Source organism: Candidatus Pelagibacter sp. PS_34 (assembly GCF_059417845.1).
Map to the genome: position 1 here is coordinate 322,065 of NZ_CM182068.1, position 21,641 is coordinate 343,705.

25 protein-coding genes and 1 riboswitch are annotated in these 21,641 nt (G+C 30.3%); of the genes, 12 read left to right on the forward strand and 13 right to left on the reverse strand.

Annotated features, from left to right (window positions below):
- The first annotated feature begins 58 nt into the window (after positions 1–58).
- Positions 59–1,225 carry an iron-containing alcohol dehydrogenase gene (locus tag AC5SL3_RS01665; RefSeq protein ID WP_494578435.1) on the forward strand — a complete coding sequence of 389 codons (1,167 nt, stop codon included), beginning with the start codon at positions 59–61 and terminating at the stop codon, positions 1,223–1,225.
- Entirely contained in the window at positions 1,222–2,013 is a 792-nt protein-coding gene (locus AC5SL3_RS01670) for a type 1 glutamine amidotransferase (protein WP_494578437.1), read from the forward strand. Before AC5SL3_RS01665 ends, AC5SL3_RS01670 begins: the two co-directional genes overlap by 4 nt.
- Positions 2,014–2,016: 3 nt before the next feature.
- On the opposite strand, the gene AC5SL3_RS01675 is transcribed toward AC5SL3_RS01670, so the two are convergent.
- Positions 2,017–3,702, reverse strand: coding sequence for a formate--tetrahydrofolate ligase (locus AC5SL3_RS01675; RefSeq protein WP_494578439.1), 1,686 nt, complete (start codon positions 3,700–3,702; stop codon positions 2,017–2,019).
- A 126-nt stretch (positions 3,703–3,828) separates the two neighbouring features.
- On the opposite strand from AC5SL3_RS01675, the gene AC5SL3_RS01680 reads away from it, so the two are divergent.
- Genes AC5SL3_RS01680 through AC5SL3_RS01695 form a run of 4 tightly spaced genes read left to right on the forward strand, consistent with a single transcriptional unit; the run spans position 3,829 to position 8,934 of the window.
- Positions 3,829–5,085 carry a sarcosine oxidase subunit beta family protein gene (locus tag AC5SL3_RS01680; protein ID WP_027307073.1) on the forward strand — a complete coding sequence of 419 codons (1,257 nt, stop codon included), beginning with the start codon at positions 3,829–3,831 and terminating at the stop codon, positions 5,083–5,085.
- A complete protein-coding gene (locus AC5SL3_RS01685; RefSeq protein ID WP_006997999.1) occupies positions 5,086–5,352 on the forward strand; it encodes a sarcosine oxidase subunit delta in 267 nt (88 codons plus the stop codon).
- Between the two features lies 1 nt (position 5,353).
- Entirely contained in the window at positions 5,354–8,350 is a 2,997-nt protein-coding gene (locus tag AC5SL3_RS01690; RefSeq protein ID WP_271564507.1) for a sarcosine oxidase subunit alpha family protein, read from the forward strand.
- The gene (locus tag AC5SL3_RS01695) at positions 8,347–8,934 is read left to right on the forward strand and encodes a sarcosine oxidase subunit gamma family protein (protein WP_494578441.1); all 588 of its coding nucleotides are present in this window, start codon (positions 8,347–8,349) and stop codon (positions 8,932–8,934) included. The genes AC5SL3_RS01690 and AC5SL3_RS01695 overlap by 4 nt, the downstream gene beginning before the upstream one ends.
- 4 nt (positions 8,935–8,938) lie before the next feature.
- On the opposite strand, the gene AC5SL3_RS01700 is transcribed toward AC5SL3_RS01695, so the two are convergent.
- Entirely contained in the window at positions 8,939–9,790 is an 852-nt protein-coding gene (locus AC5SL3_RS01700) for a DMT family transporter (RefSeq protein ID WP_494578443.1), read from the reverse strand.
- A 109-nt stretch (positions 9,791–9,899) separates the two neighbouring features.
- On the opposite strand from AC5SL3_RS01700, the gene AC5SL3_RS01705 reads away from it, so the two are divergent.
- Complete coding sequence (locus tag AC5SL3_RS01705) at positions 9,900–10,211, forward strand: hypothetical protein (RefSeq protein WP_494578444.1); 312 nt, start codon at positions 9,900–9,902, stop codon at positions 10,209–10,211.
- Here the strand turns inward: AC5SL3_RS01705 and AC5SL3_RS01710 are convergent.
- The 3 genes from AC5SL3_RS01710 to AC5SL3_RS01720 are packed head-to-tail and all read right to left on the reverse strand — an operon-like array spanning position 10,201 to position 11,775.
- A complete protein-coding gene (locus AC5SL3_RS01710; protein ID WP_006998004.1) occupies positions 10,201–10,641 on the reverse strand; it encodes a hypothetical protein in 441 nt (146 codons plus the stop codon). The two genes, AC5SL3_RS01705 and AC5SL3_RS01710, sit on opposite strands and share 11 nt — an antisense overlap.
- Positions 10,642–10,644: 3 nt before the next feature.
- The gene (locus AC5SL3_RS01715) at positions 10,645–11,391 is read right to left on the reverse strand and encodes an aspartate/glutamate racemase family protein (RefSeq protein WP_494578446.1); all 747 of its coding nucleotides are present in this window, start codon (positions 11,389–11,391) and stop codon (positions 10,645–10,647) included.
- 36 nt (positions 11,392–11,427) lie between these two features.
- The gene (locus tag AC5SL3_RS01720) at positions 11,428–11,775 is read right to left on the reverse strand and encodes a cupin domain-containing protein (RefSeq protein ID WP_494578448.1); all 348 of its coding nucleotides are present in this window, start codon (positions 11,773–11,775) and stop codon (positions 11,428–11,430) included.
- Positions 11,776–11,834: 59 nt separating this feature from the next.
- Here AC5SL3_RS01720 and AC5SL3_RS01725 point away from each other — a divergent pair, with 59 nt between their 5' ends.
- On the forward strand, positions 11,835–12,593 hold the full coding sequence (locus AC5SL3_RS01725) for an alpha/beta fold hydrolase (RefSeq protein ID WP_494574719.1): 759 nt from the start codon (positions 11,835–11,837) through the stop codon (positions 12,591–12,593).
- Positions 12,594–12,674: 81 nt separating this feature from the next.
- On the opposite strand, the gene AC5SL3_RS01730 is transcribed toward AC5SL3_RS01725, so the two are convergent.
- From AC5SL3_RS01730 to purE, 4 genes are all read right to left on the reverse strand, one after another.
- A complete protein-coding gene (locus tag AC5SL3_RS01730) occupies positions 12,675–12,881 on the reverse strand; it encodes a cold-shock protein (protein ID WP_006998008.1) in 207 nt (68 codons plus the stop codon).
- Between the two features lie 118 nt (positions 12,882–12,999).
- The gene (locus AC5SL3_RS01735) at positions 13,000–13,467 is read right to left on the reverse strand and encodes a GNAT family N-acetyltransferase (RefSeq protein ID WP_011282269.1); all 468 of its coding nucleotides are present in this window, start codon (positions 13,465–13,467) and stop codon (positions 13,000–13,002) included.
- An 11-nt stretch (positions 13,468–13,478) separates the two neighbouring features.
- Complete coding sequence (locus AC5SL3_RS01740; protein ID WP_494578450.1) at positions 13,479–14,525, reverse strand: 5-(carboxyamino)imidazole ribonucleotide synthase; 1,047 nt, start codon at positions 14,523–14,525, stop codon at positions 13,479–13,481.
- Between the two features lie 9 nt (positions 14,526–14,534).
- The gene (gene purE, locus AC5SL3_RS01745) at positions 14,535–15,026 is read right to left on the reverse strand and encodes a 5-(carboxyamino)imidazole ribonucleotide mutase (RefSeq protein WP_494578452.1); all 492 of its coding nucleotides are present in this window, start codon (positions 15,024–15,026) and stop codon (positions 14,535–14,537) included.
- A gap of 114 nt (positions 15,027–15,140) precedes the next feature.
- On the opposite strand from purE, the gene AC5SL3_RS01750 reads away from it, so the two are divergent.
- The 3 genes from AC5SL3_RS01750 to AC5SL3_RS01760 are packed head-to-tail and all read left to right on the forward strand — an operon-like array spanning position 15,141 to position 18,378.
- Positions 15,141–16,112: a membrane dipeptidase gene (locus tag AC5SL3_RS01750; RefSeq protein ID WP_494578454.1), complete on the forward strand. Its 972-nt coding sequence runs from the start codon at positions 15,141–15,143 to the stop codon at positions 16,110–16,112.
- On the forward strand, positions 16,109–17,761 hold the full coding sequence (locus tag AC5SL3_RS01755; RefSeq protein ID WP_494578456.1) for a hypothetical protein: 1,653 nt from the start codon (positions 16,109–16,111) through the stop codon (positions 17,759–17,761). The genes AC5SL3_RS01750 and AC5SL3_RS01755 overlap by 4 nt, the downstream gene beginning before the upstream one ends.
- Positions 17,762–17,766: 5 nt before the next feature.
- Complete coding sequence (locus tag AC5SL3_RS01760; RefSeq protein WP_494578457.1) at positions 17,767–18,378, forward strand: DUF3726 domain-containing protein; 612 nt, start codon at positions 17,767–17,769, stop codon at positions 18,376–18,378.
- A 1-nt stretch (position 18,379) separates the two neighbouring features.
- Here the strand turns inward: AC5SL3_RS01760 and AC5SL3_RS01765 are convergent, their stop codons facing one another.
- From AC5SL3_RS01765 to AC5SL3_RS01775, 3 genes are all read right to left on the reverse strand, one after another.
- On the reverse strand, positions 18,380–19,288 hold the full coding sequence (locus tag AC5SL3_RS01765; protein WP_494578459.1) for a homocysteine S-methyltransferase family protein: 909 nt from the start codon (positions 19,286–19,288) through the stop codon (positions 18,380–18,382).
- 9 nt (positions 19,289–19,297) lie between these two features.
- A riboswitch (SAM riboswitch) is annotated at positions 19,298–19,361 on the reverse strand.
- A gap of 89 nt (positions 19,362–19,450) precedes the next feature.
- Positions 19,451–20,041, reverse strand: a complete 591-nt coding sequence (locus tag AC5SL3_RS01770) for a 2OG-Fe(II) oxygenase family protein (RefSeq protein WP_494578461.1) — start codon at positions 20,039–20,041, stop codon at positions 19,451–19,453.
- Positions 20,042–20,070: 29 nt separating this feature from the next.
- Positions 20,071–20,817: a TSUP family transporter gene (locus AC5SL3_RS01775; RefSeq protein ID WP_494578462.1), complete on the reverse strand. Its 747-nt coding sequence runs from the start codon at positions 20,815–20,817 to the stop codon at positions 20,071–20,073.
- An 18-nt stretch (positions 20,818–20,835) separates the two neighbouring features.
- Between AC5SL3_RS01775 and AC5SL3_RS01780 the strand changes: the two genes are divergently transcribed.
- Positions 20,836–21,336 carry a molybdenum cofactor synthesis domain-containing protein gene (locus AC5SL3_RS01780; RefSeq protein WP_018413982.1) on the forward strand — a complete coding sequence of 167 codons (501 nt, stop codon included), beginning with the start codon at positions 20,836–20,838 and terminating at the stop codon, positions 21,334–21,336.
- On the opposite strand, the gene AC5SL3_RS01785 is transcribed toward AC5SL3_RS01780, so the two are convergent.
- Positions 21,337–21,582 carry a DUF1244 domain-containing protein gene (locus AC5SL3_RS01785; RefSeq protein ID WP_027306646.1) on the reverse strand — a complete coding sequence of 82 codons (246 nt, stop codon included), beginning with the start codon at positions 21,580–21,582 and terminating at the stop codon, positions 21,337–21,339.
- Positions 21,583–21,641: the final 59 nt, after the last annotated feature.

A 21,641-nucleotide genomic window follows, 5' to 3' on the forward strand; every position in this document is an offset into this window, starting at 1 on the left:
AAAATTATTTTAGAAAGTGATATACATCAACCAACTTTATAAAACACTAAAACATAATATGCAAAAATACAACTGGAATTATCCTACTACAATGTGGGTAGGTGAAAATAGAATTAATGATGTTGCTTCAGCATGTAAAAATTTAAACATTAAAAAGCCACTGCTTGTTACTGATAATGGATTAGCTCAATCAGTTATTGTTAAAAACACTTTATCGATTTTAAAAGAGGGTGGAATTATTGCTGCATTATATTCAAATGTTGTTGGTAACCCAACTGGCACGAATGTTAATGAAGGTGCTGATTATTATAAAAAAAACAATTGTGATGGTGTTATTGCGTTTGGAGGTGGTAGTGGTTTAGATGTTGGTAAAGCAGTTGCTTTTATGTCAGGTCAAACTCTACCTATCTGGGATTTTGAAGATGTTGGAGATAATTGGACCAAAGCAAATTCAGATAAAATTGCACCAATTATTGCAGTACCCACAACTGCAGGTACGGGTTCTGAAACAGGACGAGCATCTGTAATTTTAAATGAAGAAACAGGTGTAAAAAATATTATTTTTCATCCAAAATTTTTACCTTCAATAGTTATTCTAGATCCAGTTTTAACAGTTGGGTTACCATCAAAAATGACTGCAGCAACTGGAATGGATGCATTAGCTCATAATTTAGAAGCTTATTGTGCGCCAGGTTATCATCCAATGGCAGATGGAATTGCTTTAGAAGGAATGAGATTAATTGATAAGTGGCTATTAGAAGCTGTTAACAACGGATCGAATATTGAAGCACGAATGAATATGTTAACAGCAGCTAGTATGGGCTCAACTGCATTTCAAAAAGGACTAGGAGCAATTCACTCTCTAAGTCATCCTGTTAATGCATTAAATAATGTTCACCATGGTTTATCGAATGCAATATTCATGCCTTATGTTTTAACATTTAATAAAGATATTATCGAAGAGAAGATAATTAAAATTTGTGATTATTTGGAACTTAAAGATAGATCTTTTGATGGTTTTGTTAACTGGGTTTTAGATTTAAGAAAAAAACTTGATATGCCTCATAAATTATCAGAAGTGATTGATGAAAAAGATTTTGATATTGATAGATTATCAAAAATGGCTTTAGCAGACCCATCTACTGGAGGAAATCCAAAAAAATTAACTGAGGATGATATGAGGATAATGTACCAGAACAGTATGACGGGTGAATTGTTTAAATGAGTGATTTAAATATTTTAATTGTTGAAGGAAATATTAGAGAAGATAGTGAGTTTTTTATTAAAGCAGCTGGAGCTTCTGCAGCAGATAATTTAAAAAATTTAATCTTAAAAATAGAACCATCAACAAATACAGAAATTATAAACCCTGGTAATGATGATGAGACAACAAATGCTCTAAAAGATATGAGTAAATATAATGGTATTGTCTTTACGGGCGGTGCAATGCGAATAAATGATATGACAGATGTGATTAAGAAACATATTAATTTTGCATCAAATTGTTTTACTCAAAAAAAGAAGATTTTAGCTATTTGTTGGGGATTACAAGTTTGTTCTACAGCAGCTGGAGGCAAGGTAAACCCTGGTAAAAATGGTGCTCACATTGGAATTGCATCAGATGTAATTATTAATAATGAAGGTGAGAAGCATTTTATTTACAAAGATAAGAAAAAAATTTTTACATCACCAGCATTTAATTTTGATGAAGTAAGTGAATTACCGGAAAATGCTATTCTTCTATCAAGTGATAAAGTTAACAATGTAATGGGTGTTACCTTTAATGTGGGAAATTCGGAAATTATTGGCTTACAATATCATCCTGATTATGAATATTTTCAAATGCTCAAACTTATTGCTGGTCGTAAAGAGCGACTATTTGTAAATAAAAATTTTTTAAATGAAGAAGAGTATGAAAGTCATATCTCATATATAAAATCTCAAAACGAACAATTAGATTTTAACAATAGAACATGTGAAGTTAGAAATTGGCTTAATTATCTGCGTAACTAGTTTCTAAAATAGACCTTCAATTTCGCCATCTTTATTTAGCTTAATTGAGTCTGCTGCTGGAATTCTTGGTAGTCCAGGCATAGTCATAACAGCTCCACATATCACAACAATAAACTCTGCTCCTGAAGAAAGTTTAATCTCTCTAATTGGCAAAGCATGACCTGTGGGTGCGCCTTTTAAGCTTGGATCTGTTGAGAAGCTGTATTGGGTTTTTGCAATACAAATTGGAAAGTCACCATATCCAGCATCTTCAAAGCTTTTTAATTGATCTCTAATTTTAGTATCAGCAATAACTTCATCCGCTCTATAAATTTCTTTTGCAATTGTCTCTATTTTTTTAAATAGAGGAGTTTTACTTTCATATAAGAATTTAAATTTATCCTCATTTTTCTCACATAATTCAGCAACATGACTTGCAAGTTCTTTTGTACCTTCGCCACCATTTGCCCAATGAGTACAAAGACTTGCTTTAACTCCAATAGTGTCACAAAATTCTATCAAAGCTTTTACTTCATTCTCTGTATCTTTAATAAAATGATTAACAGCTACTGCAACTGGTAAACCAAATTTTTTTACATTTTCTACATGTCTTTGAAGGTTAACTAGACCTTTTTTTAAGGCTTCTACATTTTCTGTTTTAAGATCATCTTTTGCTACACCACCATGCATTTTTAATGCTCTAATAGTTGCAACAATTACAACACAACTAGGTTTTAAATCTGATTTTCTACATTTAATATCAAGGAATTTTTCTGCACCAAGGTCTGCACCAAATCCTGCTTCTGTCACAACATAGTCAGCAAGTTTTAGTCCAGTCTTTGTTGCAATTACAGAATTACAGCCATGAGCAATGTTAGCAAAAGGGCCACCATGAATAATTGCAGGATTATTTTCTAAAGTTTGAGTAACGTTAGGTCGAATTGCATCTTTTAATAATACTGTCATTGGACCTTGTGCTTTTAAATCTTTAGCATAAACAGGTTTTTTATCTCTAGTATAAGCAATTGTAATATTTCCTATTCTCTTTTCTAAATCTTCTAAATCATTTGATAAACAAAAGATTGCCATGATTTCAGATGCAACAGTTATATCAAAACCATCTTCTCTTGGAAAACCATTTGCAACTCCACCTAAATTTATATTTATGGATCTTAAAGAACGATCGTTCATATCCATTACTCTTTTCCAAACAATTCTTCTAACATCGATATCTAATTTATTTCCCCAATAGATATGATTATCAATTAAGGCTGACAACAAATTATGAGCTGATGTTATTGCATGAAAATCTCCAGTAAAATGTAAATTAATTTGTTCCATTGGAACTACTTGAGCATAACCACCACCTGCTGCTCCACCTTTCATTCCAAAAGAGGGACCAAGGCTTGGTTCTCTTAAACAAACAATGGATTTTTTTCCAATTTTGTTTAATCCATCATTTAAACCAACTGAAGTTGTGGTTTTTCCTTCACCAGCTGGTGTAGGAGTGATTGCCGTCACTAATACAAGTTTTCCATTTGGTTTATCTTTTAAAGTGTCTAAATATTCTAAATTAATCTTTGCAATGTGTCTTCCCATTGGACTAAAAGCTGAGCTTTCATCGGGCACATTTATCTTGGCTAAAATATCATTTATAGGTTGCATTTTAGCTTCTCTAGCTATTTGAATGTCTGACTTAACTTCGCTCATTTTAAACTCCTATAAAATTAATTTTTAATGCCCAATTGATATCTTATTTTAAATTTTTGGAAACTTCTAAAAAATATATATAAAAAAAATAAGAACTATTTATATTCCTTTGTATAAAATTATTTTATGCAAAAATATTCTATATTTAATTTGATCAAAAATGCCTTCTCTGGTCATCAAAATTGGGATTTGGCCTGGAAAGATCCAACTCCTAAAAAAGAATATGATGTGGTTATAATTGGTGGAGGTGGTCACGGCCTAGCAACTGCTTATTATTTAGCTAAAGAGCACAATATTACAAACGTTGCTATCATTGAAAAAGGTTGGATCGGGGGCGGAAATGTTGGAAGAAATACCACAATCATTAGATCAAACTACATGCATGACGATAATGCATTGTTCAGTGAGTTTGGAATGGATTTGTGGAGAAAAATGAGTCAGGATTTAAATTACAATGTAATGTTTTCTCCAAGAGGAATTATTAACCTTGCTCACTCAGATGCCCAGATGAATGTTTTCGCAAGAAGAGGAAACTCAATGCGATTAAATGGTATCGATGCAGTTTTATTAAATAGAGAAGAGGTAAAAGAAATTATTCCAATGGCTGACTTTTCAGACAATGTAAGGTTTCCTATATTTGGCGGACTGATGCAACCAAGCGCTGGAACGGCAAGGCATGATGCTGTTGCATGGGGTTATGCACGTCAAGCAGATTCAATGGGTGTAGATATTATTCAAAATTGTGAAGTAACAGGTTTTGATGTAGTAGGTGGAAAAATTCAGGGAGTTAGAACTTCACGAGGAGATATTAAAGTTAAAAAAATTGGACTGTGTGTTGCAGGTAGTACAAATGTTTTAGCAGAGAAATTAAATATGACAGTACCAATTGAAACACATCTTCTACAAGCTTGTGTTTCAGAACCAGTTAAACCTGTTTTAGATAAAGTTGTAACTTTTGGTGCAGGACACTTTTATATTAGTCAGTCGGATAAAGGTGAGATGGTAATGGGAGGAGATTTGGATGGCTATAATAGCTATGCGCAAAGAGGAAACCTTCCAACCCTTCAACATGTTTTAACTGAAGGAATTGCGATGATGCCTTTTCTTAGCAAACTAAAAATGCTTAGAACTTGGGGTGGGATAATGGATATGTCTATGGATGGTTCACCTATAATAGATAAAACTCATATTGAAGGATTATATTTAAATTGTGGATGGTGTTATGGTGGATTTAAAGCAACACCAGCATCAGGATGGACATTTGCACATACAATTGCACAAGATAGAGTTCACAAATTAAATGCTGGATATAGTTTAAATAGATTTCACACAGGTCACTTATTAGATGAAAAAGGACTTGGAACTAAAACGTGGATTTCATAAATGCTTCATATTAAATGTCCTCACTGTGGGATGAGATCTCAAAATGAATTTTCATATGGTGGTGATGCAACCGTTAAAAGACCAGAGCTTAATAAAGAAGTTTCAGATCAAGATTGGGATAATTTTGTCTATAATAGAAAAAGTTTAAGAGGAAAACACAAAGAGCTATGGCAACATATATCAGGATGCAGACAGTGGATTAAAGTAGAAAGAGACACTGCAACTCACGAAATATTTAAAACCGTTAAAGCTAGCGAAGATATTTAATATGACACAAAATTATAGATTAGATAATATTGGACTAATAAATAGAGATAAAAAAATCTCATTTAAATTTAATGGTGTAACCTACTTTGGTTATGAGGGAGACACGTTAGCATCAGCATTACTTGCTAATGGAGTTCATTTAATAGGAAGAAGCTTTAAATATCATAGACCCAGAGGTTTTTTTGGTGCAGGTGTAGATGAGCCATATGCAATTGTTCAATTATACAGAAATAATGAAACTGAACCGAATGTAAAAGCTACAGAACAAGAGCTCTTTGAAGGTTTGGAAGCAACAAGTGTTAATTGTTGGCCAAGTGTTAATTTTGATATTGGTGCTATCAACAATTTGTTAAAAATATTTCTTCCAGCAGGATTTTATTACAAAACGTTTATGTGGCCAAAAAGTTTTTGGTACAAAGTTTATGAGCCATTTATAAGAAAAGCAGCAGGACTTGGGGTTGCATCAATTGAACATGACAAGGAAAGATACGAACATAAATATGAGTATTGTGATTTGTTAATTGCAGGTTCAGGACCCTCTGGTTTAGCAAGTGCATATGCTGCTGCTAAAAATGGAGCAAGAGTAATTTTAGCAGAAGACAAGCCTAGATTTGGTGGAACTTTATTAACTAGCGAGGTTAATATTGGAAATCAAACAGGAAAAGAATGGGCTGAAAATATTATTTCTGAACTTAAAGAAATGCCTAATGTTATTGTTAAAAATAGATCTCAAGTATTTGGTTACTATGATCACAATATGTTAGTGATGTCAGAAAAATTAAGTGATCACTTACCTAAAACTAAAAAATATAATCCAAAACAAAGACTTTGGTATATTAGAGCAAAAGAAGTTTTAATTTCATCAGGATCAATTGAAAGACCTTTAGTATTTGGAAATAATGATACACCAGGTGTGATGCTGTCTTCTGCAGCAAAAGAATATTTAAAAGTTTATGGAGTGTTAGTTGGTAAAAAACCTTTAATATTTACCAATAATGATAGCGGATATGAAACGGCTATAGAGTTTAAAAAAAATGGTGTTGATCCAATTATTTTAGATACAAGAAAAGAACCAAAGTCAGAAATTATAGATGAAGCAAAAAAACTAGATATTGAAATTAAATTTTCTTACGTGGTAGTTGCTGCTAAAGGGTATAAAAAAGTTAAATCAGCTGAAGTTGCAAAAATTTCAGATGATAAAAATGAACTAGGAACTTTAGAAAATATCAATTGTGATTGCATTTGCGTTTCAGGTTTTTGGACACCAACAATACATTTAGCTTCTCAATCAGGAAATAAAACTACTTTTAATAAGGATATAGATGCATTTGTACCTGGATTATCAAAACAAAATGAAACAACTTTAGGTGCTGCTAATGGAACTTTTACATTAGAAGAAACTTTAAAAAGTTCATTTGAAACTGGATATGAACTTTCAAAAAAAATTACTAATAATGATAACAAAACATCATCACCAACAGTTATGGAAAAAAAATCTACCACCCATGATAAATTTTGGTGTGTGCCTTTGCCTAAAGGAAAAACATATAAAAGATTTTTAGATTTTCAAAACGATGTAGCTGTTTCAGATGTAGAAATTGCACTAAAAGAAGGGTATCGATCCATAGAACATGTAAAAAGATACACGACACTAGGAATGGCCACAGACCAAGGAAAAACAAGTAATCTCAACGGTTTGCAATTAGTTTCAAACATTGAAAATAAAATAGTGCCAGAAGTAGGTCATACAACTTTTAGACCTCCGTATACACCAGTTACTATTGGTGCAATTGTTGGAAGAGAAGTCGGCAAACATTCAAAACCAACAAGAAAATCACCAATGCACACTTGGCATGAAAAAAATAATGCCGTGTTTGTAGATGCAGGTGTTTGGTTGAGACCAAGATATTATAAAATTGGAGAAGAAACTTTATTTGAAGGTTCAAAAAGAGAAGCTAAAAATGTTAGAACAAATGTAGGTGTTTGCGATGTAACTACTTTAGGTAAAATTGACATTAAAGGACCTGATGCAGCAGAGCTACTAAATAGAGTTTACACTAATGCTTGGTTAAAACTGCCAGTTGGTAAAGCAAGGTATGGTGTAATGTTAAGAGAAGATGGAATTGTTATGGATGATGGAACAACAACGAGAATTTCTGAAAACCATTATCATATGACAACAACAACAGCACAAGCAGCAAATGTTTTATCTCATCTTGAATATTATCTACAACTTGTATGGCCAGAACTAAATGTAAATGTGGTTTCAACTACAGAGCAATGGGCAGGAGCTGCAATTGCTGGGCCAAAATCTAGAGACTTATTACAAAAATTATTTCCAAATATTGATGCTTCAAATGAAGGGTTACCTTTTATGGGATATTTAGAAGCTGATTTATTTGGAGTTCACGCACGAATTTTTAGAATCTCATTTTCAGGAGAGCTTGCTTATGAGGTTAATGTCGAATCTGACAATGGAAACTTTATGTGGGAGAAGATAATGGAAGTAGGACAAGAATTTAAAATTCAACCTTACGGCACTGAAGCATTATCAACTCTAAGAATTGAAATGGGTCACATTGCGGGATCAGAACTTGATGGCAGAACCATTCCTTATGATAACTCTTTAGAAGGACTTGTTAGTAAAAAGAAAGATTTTATAGGAAAGCGTTCATTAGAAAGAGAAGCATTTATAGCTGAAGATAGACAAAAAGTAGTAGGGGTTGTTCCAATTGATAAGAAAACAAGTATCCCAGAAGGGTCTCATTTAGTTAAAGACGCAATGGCTCCAACACCAAACCCTAAATTAGGATATATTTCTGCATCTTGTTGGAGTGTTGAATACGATAATCCATTTTCACTAGCAATTCTTAAGGATGGAAAAAATATGATAGGACAAAAACTATTTGCAATGTCACCTTTAAAAAATAAAACAATACCAGTTGAGATTGTTTCATCCCATTATGTTGATCCAAAAGGTGAAAGAGTAAGATCATGAGTTCAATTTCTGCTTTAAAGAATATTCATATCAAAGGTTTATTTGGTGATCATGAAGGAAAAAATGATAAAGAGCTGTTAAAAATAAGCGAATTAAGCGACTATCTAATCATTCAAATTGTTAAGTATAATAGTTCAGCAATAACTATTGAAAATATTAAGTTAGATGATTTGAACTTAAAAAATGAAACTCAAAATATAAGCTGTAACACCAATACAAGAATTTTATGGAATGGACCAAATAACTGGCTTTTAGTTTCTTCAAAGAAAGAAATTTTAAAAGAAATTAATGAAAAATTACCAGAAACAGATTTCGCCATAACAAATATATCTCATAGCAGAGCGATAATTCAAATAGAGGGAAAAAATACAAAAGAGATATTAAAAAAAGGATGTCCTTTTAATTTTAATGAATTGAAAAAAAATACTTGTTTAAATTCAATTTATAACGGAATGTCAGTTACAATTGATATGCTAGATGACAATCCAGATAAAGTTAGAATATTCACATTAAGAAGTTTTGGAGAATCTTTTTATCATTCAATTACTGATGCTTGCTTAGAATTTGGTTATAAAGGAATTTAAAAATTTATTGCTTCCTTGTTGCAATATAAACACCAAAAGTTGCCACAGCAAAACCAACTAAATCTAGATTATTCAATTTTTCATTCAAAAATATCCAAGCCATTATTGCGGTAGTAGGGGGTATTAAAAAAAATATAGAAACAGTTTTACTTGCTGAGTTGTTCTTAATTAAAAACATTAAGATTGTAAAAGCTCCAAAAGATACAAGGAATATCTGATGACTCATTGCTATTAAGAATGTGGATGTAAAATTAATATAAGGTTCACTAAAAATTAAAATAATTATTATGTGAAAAGAACAGCCACCTATTGCTTGATACATATTACTGACAGACAAAGGTAAATTATTACTTATTTTTTTTTGCCATAAAGTAGAAGTTGTGATCGCTAGAAGAGCCATAAAAGAAGCTATCACTCCAAAAACAGGAAGACTTGATCCAATATCAAAACCTAAAACTAAAGCTGCACCAATAAACCCAAGGATCACTCCAATCCATTGTTTAAAAGTAACTTTTTCACCTAAAAATTTTCCTGCTAATGCATTGGTTAAAATTGGCTGCAAAGTTACAATTAATGCAGCAATACCAGTGGGCATCCCGAGTGAAACTGAATAAAAAACACCTCCCAAATACACACCATGAAAAAGTACCCCACTAAAAAGTGATTGTAGAAGGTTTCTTGAATTTGTTAAAATTTTTTGTTTTGTATAAATTGAATAAATATAGAAACCAAAAGCTACCACAAAAAATCTAAATGCTAATGCCGCAAAGGGATCACTGTTATCTATTATTGGTTTTGTTGTCACAAAAGCTGAGGACCATAAAACAATAAAAATGAATGGAAAAATTTTAACCATACCAAGGTTATAGGCTATATTTTATACCAATATTAGAGATTAATATCCAAAATGAACACTTTCTCTCTTGAGTTGTGCTTTTAAATACTTAAGATTAAGAGGGAGTATAATGATTTTAAAAAAGATTTTCGCTGGATTATTTTTGCTATTTTTTCTTAATGGTTGCGTGCAAAGTACAGCCTTATTAGGACCTGCTTATACATTAGCTAGCTCTGGTAATATCTATCAAGCTGGCCTTTCATATGGTTCTAATCAAGCAGTTAAAAAAATTACTGGTAAGTCTCCTACTGAAAATATTAAAAGCTTTGTAGAAGATAAAAGATTAAAAGTTGAAGAAGAAGAAAGCCAAGAAGAGTTTTTTGCTTTAGTAAAAAGTAGAATAGAAAAAACAAGTAAAATTATTCAATTAGCTAATCAGTAATACCTAATAATAGCTGCTCTGATTGCCCAGTTTCTTTACACCACAGTTCATAACTTTCACACATACGCCATAAAAATTGTTGTGCTCTATTTGATGCTTCGATGAGAGTATTGTTTTCAGTCTCGTAAAGTTTAGGAATTTTAATTAAATTTTTAATAGTCATATCTTTTTGAATTTCTAAAAGTTTAATGGTTTCATCTGGTATTTTATTTCCAGTATCTTTGTCTAGATACTCATTTTTTTTTAATTCACCAAACCATTCGTCATGTAATGCACCAGTGCTTAATTTTATAAATTCATTAGTTTCCATGAATTTATTAATAGCTTGTTTTACATCAAGCTCCGGATCTTTATTTTTTTCAATAGAAACGTAGGAGTAAATAATTTCAGCCATATATATAACATATGGTTTTTTGACTTTTATATTCATTATCTATTTTTTATATTTTGCCATACAGGAGTTGGCTAAGATTAAATTAGGATCAAGGTACAATTTTGAAACTTTAGCATTTTGTAAAGATTTATAAGCAAAAATTGCAATAGGTATCTCAGTGCAGCCAAGTATTATTTTTTTACATTTTTGTTTGATTAAATATTTAATTGCAGGCTTAATAGTTTTTTCTGCTAGTTTTATATTGCCCATTTTTACATGTTTGATTGTTTTATTTACTGAACTTGTTTGTAAATTACTTAAAGGTTTAATTAATACATAATCCTTTTTAAAAATTTTATCATAAATCTCAGTTTTTAAAGTTCCCTCTGTTGCAAGAAGTCCAATTTTAGAATTTTTTTTACAACTTTTTTTTGTTTGTATAAAAACTTCTTTAGGCATGTTAATGATCGGTATCTTGATTTTTTTCTTTAAATCTTCATACCAATAGTGTGCAGTGTTGCAGGGTATAACAATAAATTTGCACCCACTTTTTTCTAATGATTTACATCCATCTAACAAACTTTTTAAAACTCTATTATATTTTTTTGTATTTTTCGAAGTTCTTGGAATTGTAGATAATGATTTAGTTTGAACACCAATAGATTCTGGTCTTCCAGGAATATTTGATTTGTTATAAAGTATGAATAGAGGGTATTCTTGATCACTTTTTCCTCTATTTAACATTGCAAGTTTATTGCAAAAATCAAGTCCCGCTTGAGTTCCCATTCCACCTAAAATTCCAATCATAAATATATATTTTTGTTAAATTTATTTAATATTTTCTTAAAGAGGTTTGTTGATACCTCTCATAAAAACTAAAATTAAGCAACCATCTTTAGTAAAGGACGAGTGTGTAGAGCCTGGTTCAAAAGTAACAAAATCACCTTTTTTAAAAACTTTATTATCTGGATCAGTTAATTCACCTTCTAACATCAAAAACTCTTCAAAGCCTGTATGCACATGGGGCAAACTTTTTGCATTTGGTTCCATCTTTAAAAGATAAGTTCCATTACCACCATTTTCTTTATTATAACTAATTTTATGCCAACTCATTCCAGGCACAATAACCCCATAATTATCAAATGGAGTGAATTCAACATCATAAAGGTCAGTTATTTTTCTATTTGTCATACTTGTTAGTTACTTATTATTAAATTGTTATATTCGATGATTATTAATAAAATATAAATATGCAAGATATATTTATTGAAGATGTGGGAAGTGGCACTCCATTAGTGTTAGTGCATGGTTTTTTAGGATCTTCTGAGATGTGGACTTTACAAACTGACTTTTTTAAAAAGAATTTTAGAGTTTTGGCACCAGCATTACCTGGTTTTGGAAAAAGTAATAAAGTTAACTCATATAATTCAATTGAAGGTATGGCTAAATCTATATTGACAAGTTTAGAAAAAAAGAAAATAGAACGTTTTTATTTATTAGGTCACTCAATGGGTGGCATGATTGTGCAAGAAATGGCAAAGTTAGCAGGTGAAAAAATATTAAAATTAATTTGTTATGGTACAGGACCAAGAGGAAATATACCTGGCAGATTTGAAACCATAGATGTTTCTAGAGACAAACTAAAAATTAATGGACTGGATAACACAGCTTATAGAATTGCAAAAACATGGTTCATTGAAGAGGATAAATCTAAATATTTTTATTTATGTGAAGAAGCGGGTAAACAAACTTCTTTAGAGGCGGCGGACAATGCTCTTGTTGCTATGAAAAATTGGAGTGGTATTGAAAATTTAAAAAATATTAAGAATGAAACTTTGATAATTTGGGGAGATCAAGACAAAGCCTATAACTTCAACCAAGTAGAAACTTTAAAAGAAAATATTATAAATAGTGAACTTAGAATAGTTAATGGCTGCTCTCACAATGTCCATTTAGAGAAGCCAGATGAATTTAATACAATAGTGAGTGAATTTCTTAAAAAAAACTGATTGGTATTGGCTGAAATATTTAGCTAAATAATTAAAAAATTAATTTAATTAAAAAATCGCAGCCAATAGAAAGTGTGAATATTATGCAGTTTTTAAATTTACCGCTGAAGGACCTTTTGGACCATCTTCAACTTCAAAAGTCAAAGCTTGACCTTCATCTAAACCGTTCATACCAGCATCTCTAACAGCTGAAACGTGAACGAATACATCTTTTTCTTTATCTTCTCTTTCAATAAAACCAAAACCTTTAGTTGGATTGAACCATTTTACTTTTCCTTGTAGACTCATATTTATCTTCTTACTTTTTATTGTGTTACTTTTATTACTTATAATTAAGTAATTCACGCTTTGTTTAGATTTATTGAGGTTTTGTCAACTAAATTTAAAAGAATAAATAATTAAAGACTTATTTGTTGCTTATTAGCATGGTCATATAAATAGAGTTGATATCTTTTTTATAATGAGAGAAGGGCTCGCAGGGCTTAAAACCACACTTACTAAATAGTTTTCTGGCATTTAAAAAGAACTCACCAGCACCTGTTTCTAAACTCAATCTTTTAATATTAAGTTTTTTTGCCTCATTAATTAGATGATTTATGACTTTTGTACCATTTCCTTTACCTCTAAAGTTGTCACTAACTCTTATAGATTTAAACTCACCATGTTCTTTATCTAGGAATTTTAATGCACCACTTCCCATTAGGTCATTTTCTTCCCACAGGCTCCAAAATTTAATAGTTGGATCTTTTAATCCAGCTATATCAAGTACGTGAGCACTACCTTCAGGTGACACAGATCTTAACTCAATGAAATGCTTTATAAGTAGCTCATGAACTTCTGGATTATCAAAATTTCCTTCGATTGATTTTAGCATATGAGAAATATCTACTTAAGAAGAGTTGTTAGGTGCCCCATTTTTCTTTTTGGTTTAATTTCTTTTTTAAGATAATCAAAGAAAAATTCATTTTCATTGTGTTCTTTATTTCTGTAATTAGTAATTTGATCTCCAATTATATTTGTCATCATTGCATTGGATATTTTTTTAAGAGGTATTTGCTCTAGTTTACAAACTGCTCTTACATGATTTTCAAATTGACTTACATTATACGCATTAATTGTTAGATGCCCTGAGTTATGAACTCTTGGTGCAATTTCATTTACATAAAGGTTATCATTCCTGTCAATGAAAAACTCAACACACAAAGTTCCAACATATTTTAATTCTTCTGCAATTGTTGTAGCCCATAGTTTTGATTGTTCTAATATTTTATCACTAATCTCTGCTGGAATTTTAGAATTTCTTAAGATTTGATCTTCATGTTCATTTTCAATGGGTTCATAAATTTCATATTTTTGAATATCAAACCTAGTAATGATTATTGAAATTTCTTTTTTTAATTTTACTAATTTTTCTAAAATATAACCTTTTGAATAATCAACATCAATTGAGTCTAAATTTTCTAAACTGTTAATAGGGTGTTGACCTTTGCCATCATATCCTAATGTAGTAGTTTTGAGTATACCAGGTAATAAATCTTCAACAGAATCCATTTCAGATTTTTTTTCAATAGATACATATCTTGTAGTTCTTATATTTAGATTATTGATAAAATCTTTTTCTGCTAATCTATGCTGAATTATTCTATTTACAGAAGGTTTTGGTAAAACAGGTTTTATTTTATTAATTTCATTTAATGTTTCATAGGGAATATTTTCAAATTCATAAGTTACAACATCAACTTTACTCAAAAACTCATTAATCTTGTTTTTATCATTATATTCACCTTGTACAAAATCATTAGAAAAATTTTGGGCAGGAGCATCAATATCATTGCAAAAAATAACTGTTTTAATTTCAAGTTTATTTGCAGCAATAGCAAGCATACTACCTAACTGACCTCCCCCTATAATTCCAAGAATTGGTTTAGACATATTTTACAACTATTTGGGTTTTTTTTTAACAGATTTGCTTTGATTTAAACGAAACTGATTTAATTTTCTCTTAACAGTTAAATCACTAAGACCAATAATAGATGCAGCTAATAAGGCAGCATTAATTGCACCATCTTCTCCAATTGCTAATGTTCCAACAGGTATTCCTTTTGGCATTTGAGCAATGGATAGAAGACTATCAAGACCTTTCAGCTTTTTACTTTCAATTGGAACACCTAGTACCGGTAGAGAAGTAAGGGATGAAATCATTCCTGGTAAATGTGCAGATCCACCAGCTCCAGCAATAATTACTGCAATACCATTTTTTTCAGCATTAATAGCAAATTCATACATTCTTTTAGGGGTTCTATGAGCTGATATTATTTTTGTTTCAAATTTTATGTTTAATTTTTTAAGAATATTTTGACAAAATGTCATGGTTTTGTAGTCAGATTGACTACCCATAACAATTGATACTTTGTTTAATTTATTTTTAGCCATTTGTTGTAATTTTATTCTAACGTAAATTGTTATTTCAAATTAAGCCTAAAATTTCAATAAAATTAATAGAATTTATCTATCTTATTGGTATTCTTTAAAACAAAGAAGATCACAATGAATTTTAAAATTGATAATTTACAATATTGTAACTGGTCTAGAGAAATTTTTCAGATCAATAAACAAGCAGGACTGGATGCAATCCATGTAACTATTGTTTACCACGAAGATTTTGATGAGCTAAAAACGGTATTAAAAAATTGGGAAAATCACTTTTCAGAAAATTCCGACTTAATTTTTCACGGTAAAAGTTTTAAAGATATTGAAAAAGCTAAATCTGAAAATAAAACTGCAGTTTTTTTTGGTTTTCAAAATTGTTCACCTATAGAAGATGATATTGGATTGGTTGAAAAAGTTTATGATTTAGGATGTAGGTTTATGCAGCTTACTTATAATAATCAGTCCTTACTAGCGACTGGATGTTATGAAGCAATAGATAGTGGGGTTACTAATTTTGGTAAAGAGGTAATTAAAGAGATGAATAGATTAGGTCTTGTAATAGACATGTCTCATTCAGCAGAAAAAAGTACAATTGATGCAATTGAGATAAGTGAAAAACCAATTGCAATAACTCATGCAAATCCATCATTTTGGCATCCAGCTAAGAGAAACAAATCAAACGAACTATTAAAAATTTTATCCAAACACAAAGGAATGTTGGGTCTCTCTTTATATCCTCATCATTTAAAAGATGGAACAGATTGTTCTTTAGAAAGCTTTTGTGAGATGACAGCTAAGACAGCTGAGATTATGGGAGTTGAAAAAATTGGAATAGGTTCAGATCTTTGTTTAAATCAACCAGATACTATTGTTGAGTGGATGAGAAATGGTACTTGGACTAAAAGCAAAAATTATGGAGAAGGGTCTAAAAACAAACCTGGTTTTCCAAAACAGCCTGATTGGTTTAAAGATGCAAGAGGATTTGAAAACTTAGAGATAGGACTTAAAAAAGTTGGTTTTTCAGAAAATGAAGTTGATGGAATTCTTGGAAACAACTGGTACAATTTTTACAAAGAAATGAATCAATGAATATTTCATTAAGAGACCCCAATGTAGTAATGAAATTATCAAGACTTGGGTCTTTTCATCAATCTAAACTTTCATTTTTAAGAAGTTTTTTAAAAGAGTTTAAGGATTGGAATTATAAAAGAGATTTATTTGAATTAAACGAACATGGTTATGGCACTGCAGTTTATTCATTTAAGAAAAAAAATAGAGTGTATTCATTAATTTGTTTTGCAAATGAATTAGATGATAATGAAAGATCAGATAGAGTTATAGCTACCAAATGGGATGCAGCCTTCACACTTTTTGATGGTGTTCCAAAAAAACAAGATATTGAAAGATTAAAAAACGAAGTACCAAAACAAGAATTTGGCAGACTTTCTTATAAAGAATTAACTCTTTCAAGAGCTAATAAATCAGTAAGAGTTTTCAATCATGTGGTTGAATGTTTAAGCGAAGGTAAGCAGCCTGATAATGATTTGTTAACTAGTGTTGGTTATTTATATAGAACCACAGCAGTTTATGGGTCAGGTAAATTTGGCTTAGCAGACAGATTTAGAATTAAAGACCGAGAAGAAATATATGGTCCATTTAGATTGGAAATGATGTTGGTTTATCTGGTAAGACAATTTACTTTTGATCAAGTTAATCACGTTGCAAAAAGTAAGAATCCAAAAAAAGCTGTAAATCTTGATATAAATATTTGTAAAGGTTTAGGAATAGGAAATTCTACAGGTCTTGGAATGGCTCCATTTATTGTTAATCATCCAACTCTTTTAAATAACTGGATTTCAGCAAGAGAAATTTCTTTAAAAAAAATAAGAGAGATAAAAACAATATCAGAGAAAGATAAAAACTTATTTTTAGAATGTTTAAAAAAATCAATAAAGAATATCACTTCTTGGAATACTGAAAGTGAATATCAAATAAATAAGATTAAATCTTTATTGAAAGATCTTAATGAATTTATTGTCTATCTAGATAATGATTTTAATTTTGAGCAAGATTATGCTTTTAACGAATTATATCTGTATTTAGAAAAAAAATATTGTGAAGAATGTATTGAATATGTCGTCTCAATGATGATGGAACCTTATGACGATATAACGTCTCCGTTAATTAAAGAAATGAGCTCTGAAGAAGAAAAATATTTTAATATTCCAACTGAAAGAACAGTAGAAGACTTAAAGCTAATTTTAGAAAAAAAATATCCAGATATCTTAACAATAGATTTTACCAAAGATGAAAATAATTTAAATTTTTGGTTTATCTCAAAAAATAAAGAGGAACCAAGACTAGCAAATAGATTTGATGAAGTGGGTGCTGAGTTAGAGCAACCCTTAGCAATTGCAAGAGATATTAAAAAACTTTATGAATTGTTATCAGTTACTAAAAATAGCTGGACTATTGCTAAATTTTTATCAACTAATAATGAATTAAGACACGTTGTTAGAAGAGCATTTATAGTAGAGAAATTCCCTTATTCTGAAATACAAGACAATACTATTGGCCAAAAAATAATGCCTATTGATATGCTGAGGTTAAAGTTATCATTCTTTGGAGCATTAAAATTCGATCCACGTTCTGATAAGTGGCTAAGAATATGTATGTTTCAAGGTGCACCCCTACCAGAGCAATTAAAAAACTATGATGAACATTGGGTTTATAATTAATCAACATGAGATCATTAAGCGAAATAGATACAGTTTCTAAAAGATCAAGTAGAGCTGCTGGATATTCTTGGGGTATTGCAGAAGAAATTGGAAAAAACATAAGACTACTTGAAATTTTTAGCTTACCTGGAATTAAAAACTTAAATAGTTTTTTTAAGAAAAAAAAAGAAATAAGGTTAGAGAATATCAGCATCATAAAGCAAGACAATGAGGCTGGTAAAAATGAATATTGCCCAATAATCGCAGGGGTAAATTTTTTAGATCAGATTAAAACTCTAGAAAATTTAAATGAGATAACGTTTAAAAAAATCTCATATCCATTACTTTTCCTACCATTTGTAAGTAGAGCAGCTGAGGTAATCGGTAAAAGAATATTCTTAAAAATGGATGACAGGGAGTTTTTGTTAAACTTCAATAACAATATTTATTCTAATTATACTAAAAACGAAATCATCGTATCTGCTGAAAATATTTACTTAAAAGTTTTAGAAAACAGAGACTCGTTTGAAGAAAAAGAATGGAATGAGCTTTATAAGCTTTCAGAAGAAACTTTTGTTGAGGAAAATGACAGTTTAAAAGAAAGTGGTGCTGGTGCTGGATTAACTGATAACGATTAGTCTATTTAAATTTAGTCATTTCCTTAATATGAGAAGGTCTTGTTTCACAACATCCACCTAAAATAGTTGCACCTGTATCTTTAAATCTTTTAACAAAATTTGCCATCAATTCAGGTGTTAAGTCTTTTCTTTGACCTAAAAATTCATTTGGGTTACCAGTTTTGCTCATATTGTAATTGTTAGTATAGCCATCTTTAGGCTTAGTTGTCACGAAAGCATTAAGTTTAAATCCAAAAGGAACACCTAAATTTTTTACTTCTTCTAAATTTTCAGAAAAGTTTTCAGGAGAAACGCACGATAAAATTAATCCTAGTAAATTGTTATGGTTAATATGATTAATAATATCTGATATTTTTTCACCACTTGGAAGATTTATTCCCTCAGAAATATGAGCACCTATTAAATATGGCTTATTAAATTCTTTAATTGCTTCAATTGCTAACCTAAACTCTTTTACGCTAGACAAAACATCTAGGTAAAAAAAATCAATATAAGGATCTAATAATTTTGCTTGATCATAAAAATTTTGTTTAATTTCATGATCTGGCCTTGTATCTTCTTCGTATGTTAAATATTGTGGTGGAAGACCACCTGCAATTAACACATTAGGATATTTTTCTTTTGCTTTCTGAGCTATCTCACCAGCTTTTTTGTTTAAGTATTCAAATTTATCTTCAATTTTATTATCTCGTAATCTTATTCGTCTAGTAGTAAAGGTTGCTGTAACAATAACTTCAGCACCTGCTTTTATAAAATCTAAATGAGTATCTAATAAAAGTTGATGGTATTCTTCTTTTAATACTGCGTTAGCACTCCATAATGTTCCGTTTGGCTTCATACCACGAGCCAACAATTCTTGTCCCATACCACCATCTAAAATTCGTGTTGTTTTAAAAAAATTAATATCCATTTTTATTCCTTACTTTTTTAGTGCTTTGGCTCTATGCTAGGTGCACAATACAGTTCAACTACCTTTACCAATTATATAATGATTTCCTTTTTAGCAGTTAGTACCTGCAATATGGATCAAATCGGTTAAACTATTTATATATCTATTAGACTGATTAGTAAATCACTTCTTGAATAATATTTTAGCATTAAATGAGAAGGATCTTCTCTCACCATCAACATTAAATGGATAAGCTGTGTGCATTAAATAATTTGGAAAAATCAATAGATCTCCTAATTTAGGGTTTAAATTATAGATACTTTGACTTAAAAAGTTTTTTTGACCATTAATAAAATCAATTGTTCCATTAGTTTTAATCTTTTTATTCTTAACTAGTTTATTTTGATTCATATCTTTTGGGATTTTAAGATAGCCAACCCCTGACAATTGTCCTTCATGATAATGAATTGGATTATATTCATTTTTTAATTGCCTAACTACCCATATATTTATTATCTTAATTTCTTCAATTTTTTTAACACCTGACTTATCAAGGTAAACTTTAATATTTTTTATTAATTCTTTAGACAAACTCTTATTAATTAATGTTTTAGGTATCTTAATTTCATTCTTAATTTGACTTGCAAGTTTAGAACTATAATCATTTTTTTTAGATAATTGAGACTTATCAACGTGATTATTTAATATAGTAATAATTTTTTTGGATAACTTTGTTTTTCCTATGGTGGGTCCAAATGCTCTAAATGTTTTCATAATCTTTCTATAATAATTTAATACTTCTGTTATGCAAACAACTTCAGTCCCATTCGAATAGCGACAAATATGACAAGTCCTGATGTCACTAGAGCTAATATTCTTGCAGGAAAAATTTTAAGATTTAAATAGTTTCCAAGCTGGCCGCCTATTAAAACAAACAGAAATAATGGCCAATAATCATAAATTCTATTTATTGTTGATGCCTTTGTAAATTGGCCAGCAAGTCCTGATAAAGAATTAATCAGTATGAATAATGATGCTGCTGTTGCAATGTTTTTTGCTTTATCTACTCTAATTAATAACAATATAGGGCTTAAGAAAATTCCACCACCAATTCCAACTACACCAGACACAAATCCAACAGATGCACCAATTAATATCGATAATATTTTTGGTATCTTGTTATAAACTTCAATTTTTTGATCAAAAGATTGAAATTTCATGAGAAGTAGAACTCCTGCTAGTGCTAAGACTAAAAAAAGTAAAATTTCAAAAATTTCTTTATCTACTGATAAAGATCCTCCTATGAATGCAAGTGGCACAGATGATATCAAATATGGGGTAAGGATCTTAAAATTGATATTTCCAGCTTTAATATAATTTATACAATTTCCTGATACGACAATAATATTACAAAAGAGAGCAATTACAGGAAAGATCAAGTAAGGAATATCCCAAATTAATAGAAGGGCTAGATAGGTAGAGCCACCACCAAAGCCAACACTTGAATATAAAGTTGCTGTTAGAAGAAATAAAAATGATAATATAATCATAATAATTATTTTAAATTTATGATTGTAAATATAGCACTTTTAACTGTTACGGACACCAGAACTTTTGAGAACGATAAGTCCGGTGCGATCTTAGTAAAAAAAATAGAAGAGGCTAAACATAAATTAATAGATAGAAAAATTTGTAAAGATAACAAAGATGACATCATTAAAATCCTTAAAGATTGGATTAATCAATCAGAAATAGATGTTGTAATTACAACAGGGGGCACTGGGCTTACAGGTCGAGATATTACACCAGAGGCAGTAAACGAGATAGCTGACAAGCATATTCCAGGTTTTGGAGAGGTGTTTAGAACAATAAGTTTAAAAACAGTTGGTACATCTGCCATTCAATCTAGAGCTTGTGCAGTACTAGCTAATGGCAAATATGTATTTGCTTTGCCAGGTTCTTCAGGGGGAGTAACGGATGCCTGGGATGGAATTTTAAAACATCAGTTAGATATAAATCATAAACCTTGTAATTTTGTAGAACTTTTTCCAAGGCTTAAAGAAAAATAATTATTTTTGATATTTTTCTTTCCACTCAGAATAAGGCATACCATAAACATGCTCACGTGCATCTAAGTCTGAAATTTCAATACCTTTTTTCCCTGCTTCTTCTCGATACCATTTTGATAAACAGTTTCTGCAAAAGCCAGCAAGGTTCATAATATCTATATTTTGAACATCTTTTCGTTCATCTAGATGTTTGAGCAATCTTTCAAATGTAGCAGACTGTAATTCTTTTTTTATATCATTATCCATAACTAAATTATTAGACACATTTCAATTAAGCACAAGATGTAGACTATATTCAATCTTAA